General features: G+C 56.0%; 3 protein-coding genes. 2 read left to right on the top strand and 1 reads right to left on the bottom strand.

The features are described from left to right. Positions 1-9 precede the first annotated feature (9 nt). Complete coding sequence (locus VGP75_RS17470) at positions 10-300, bottom strand: hypothetical protein (RefSeq protein WP_327544871.1); 291 nt, start codon at positions 298-300, stop codon at positions 10-12. A gap of 218 nt (positions 301-518) precedes the next feature. Between VGP75_RS17470 and phnC the strand changes: the two genes are divergently transcribed. Both phnC and phnD read left to right on the top strand, forming a co-directional pair. Beyond that, positions 519-1,334 (top strand): phosphonate ABC transporter ATP-binding protein, encoded by an 816-nt coding sequence (gene phnC, locus VGP75_RS17465; RefSeq protein ID WP_327544870.1) that lies wholly within the window; start codon positions 519-521, stop codon positions 1,332-1,334. 59 nt (positions 1,335-1,393) lie between these two features. Further along, on the top strand, positions 1,394-2,302 hold the full coding sequence (gene phnD / locus VGP75_RS17460; RefSeq protein ID WP_327544869.1) for a phosphonate ABC transporter substrate-binding protein: 909 nt from the start codon (positions 1,394-1,396) through the stop codon (positions 2,300-2,302). The last annotated feature ends 37 nt before the right edge of the window (positions 2,303-2,339 follow it).

Raw genomic sequence — 2,339 nt, 5'->3', positions numbered from 1 at the left:
ACATGTGGGTTAGGCAGGGTTTGCGAGCGCGCCTTCCCAATGCTCACCCATCGCGACGATACAGGATGTCCCATTGGCGTAATTCTGAACAACCACCCAGTTGCCATTCCGTGCGGTAACCCAAACTTCAAGTATCGTATCCGGGTCGCGCCAGCCCATGCCTTTACGCTCGGCTCCGATAACCTGTTTCAGCGTCTCGGTCATGCGAGCGGTATCATCACAGCTTACATCTGACATCTGTGCCTGCGCGACAGCTGGGAGCGTCACGTAGACGCAGAAAAGAAAGGTGCGAAGGTTCATAATCCGAAAACCAATTGCTCTGGGTTTGAATGTAACAGCTTTATGACATCCTGTGGATAAAAATATTCTGAATCCGTCGCGCATGGGTGCGCATCGCAAAGAACCAGGTCACCGGCGCAGTGTCACAGATCTGTTGCGCAATTGTCAGGTAACTGATTCATAACCTTCACAGCGCTGTTGCTTTTGTCCCGTATCCGCCTCTCAAACATGGGGGCGATATGCTACACATCGATACGCTAACCAAGCGCTTCGGAGACAAGACGGCTGTGGATGCGGCCAATATCTCCGTCAACAAACCCGCAATGATCGGGATCATCGGTCGATCCGGCGCAGGTAAATCTACGCTGTTGCGGATGGTCAATCGCCTGAGCGATGCGACCTCCGGCACGATCACATTTGAGGGCGAAGATATTACCGGCCTTCGCGGCGCTGCCAAGCGGGATTGGCAATCGCGATGCGCGATGATCTTTCAGCAGTTCAACCTCGTCCCGCGCATGGATGTGGTCTCGAATGTCCTGCATGGGACACTGAACAAACGGTCAACCTTTACGACGCTATTCAACCTGTATCCGCAGGCCGATATCCACAGAGCGATTGAAATACTTGATCGACTGGGCATTGCCGAGCAGGCGCCAAAACGTGCCGAGGCATTGTCGGGCGGTCAACAACAGCGTGTGGCGATTGCCCGCGCCTTGATGCAAGACCCCAAGATCATTCTGGCGGATGAACCGATTGCTTCTCTTGATCCAATGAATGCGCAGGTGGTGATGCAATCGCTGCGTACCATTCACGAGGAAGACGGACGCATGGTGATCGCCAACCTTCACACGCTTGATACGGCACGTCGTTACTGTGACCGCGTGATCGGTATGCGGGATGGCCGGATTGTCTTTGACGGCACGCCCGCGCAACTGACCACGGGCGTGGCGCGCGACATTTACGGGGCAGGCGCGGATTTTTCCGAGGCAGCCACTTCTACCGAAATCGAAACACTGGACAGGCCAGAAGTCCGCGAAGCAGAGGCCTACGTCTGAGCCAGTTTACCCCGCGTGATCGGCGCGGGCCACCTTCATCAAACCCAATGGAGAAAACGATGAAAAAGACCCTCGCAATGGCGCTTGCCGCCACTACAGCCCTGAGCAATGGCGCATTCGCACAAGAAATCACTGAATTCCGCATCGGTATTCTTGGCGGTGAAAATGCACAAGACCGCATGAATTCCAACGAGTGCGTACGCGCTTATGTCGAAGACCTGCTTGGCGTTGAGACACGTATCTTCACGCCCGCCGACTATGACGGTGTGATCCAGGGCTTGCTGGGCGGCACGATCGATATGGCTTGGCTGGGTGCTTCTGCCTATGCAAAAACCTATATGACCGATCCCGAAGCTGTTGACGTCGTTCTGGTCAAGACCAACCTCGACGGCTCTTACGGGTATCACTCTATCGGCTTTGCACGCGCTGACAGCGGCATCGCGTCGCTCGATGACATGGAAGGCAAAGTTTTCGCCTTTGGTGATCCCAACTCCACTTCAGGCTTCCTGATCCCGTCGGTCGAAATCCCGCAAGCAGTGGGTGCCACCATGGAATCGGGCGATTACTTTGGTGAGGTCCGCTTTGTTGGTGGCCACGAGCAAACGATCGTCGCTGTTGCAAACGGCGATGTCGATGCAGGTGTGACATGGGCCGACGGTCAGGGTGACTGGCTCGACGGGTATAATTCCGGCGCGCTGCGCAAGGCTTCCGACTCGGGTCTTGTCGACATGAACGACCTTGTCGAGATCTGGAAATCTGAAATCATCCCGGAAGGTCCGATCGTGTTGCGCCGCGCGCTCCCCGAGCAGGTAAAAACCGAGGTGACGCAGTTCCTGAACGGGCTGCATGCCCAGGACGAACAATGCGCTTACAACATGGCTGCGGGCGAAACCTCCGGGTTCATGCCGATCACCCATGACGCCTACAAGGGCATCATCGCAGTGCGTCAGGCCGTTCAGGGTAACTGATCCATACCTACCCGAACCGGGGCAGCGCAATGCGCTG

Origin of the sequence: Yoonia sp. (assembly GCF_036007805.1) — a bacterium.
Lineage (GTDB): Bacteria > Pseudomonadota > Alphaproteobacteria > Rhodobacterales > Rhodobacteraceae > Yoonia.
The sequence above is the reverse complement of the archived record's forward strand: the minus strand, read 5'-3'. Positions and strand labels throughout refer to the sequence as shown.

Excerpts from the sequence above, each read along its gene's own strand:
- VGP75_RS17470 (WP_327544871.1), bottom strand. The coding sequence starts at position 300 with ATGAACCTTCGCACCTTTCTTTTCTGCGTCTACGTGACGCTCCCAGCT.
- phnC (WP_327544870.1), top strand. The coding sequence starts at position 519 with ATGCTACACATCGATACGCTAACCAAGCGCTTCGGAGACAAGACGGCT.
- phnD (WP_327544869.1), top strand. The coding sequence starts at position 1,394 with ATGAAAAAGACCCTCGCAATGGCGCTTGCCGCCACTACAGCCCTGAGC.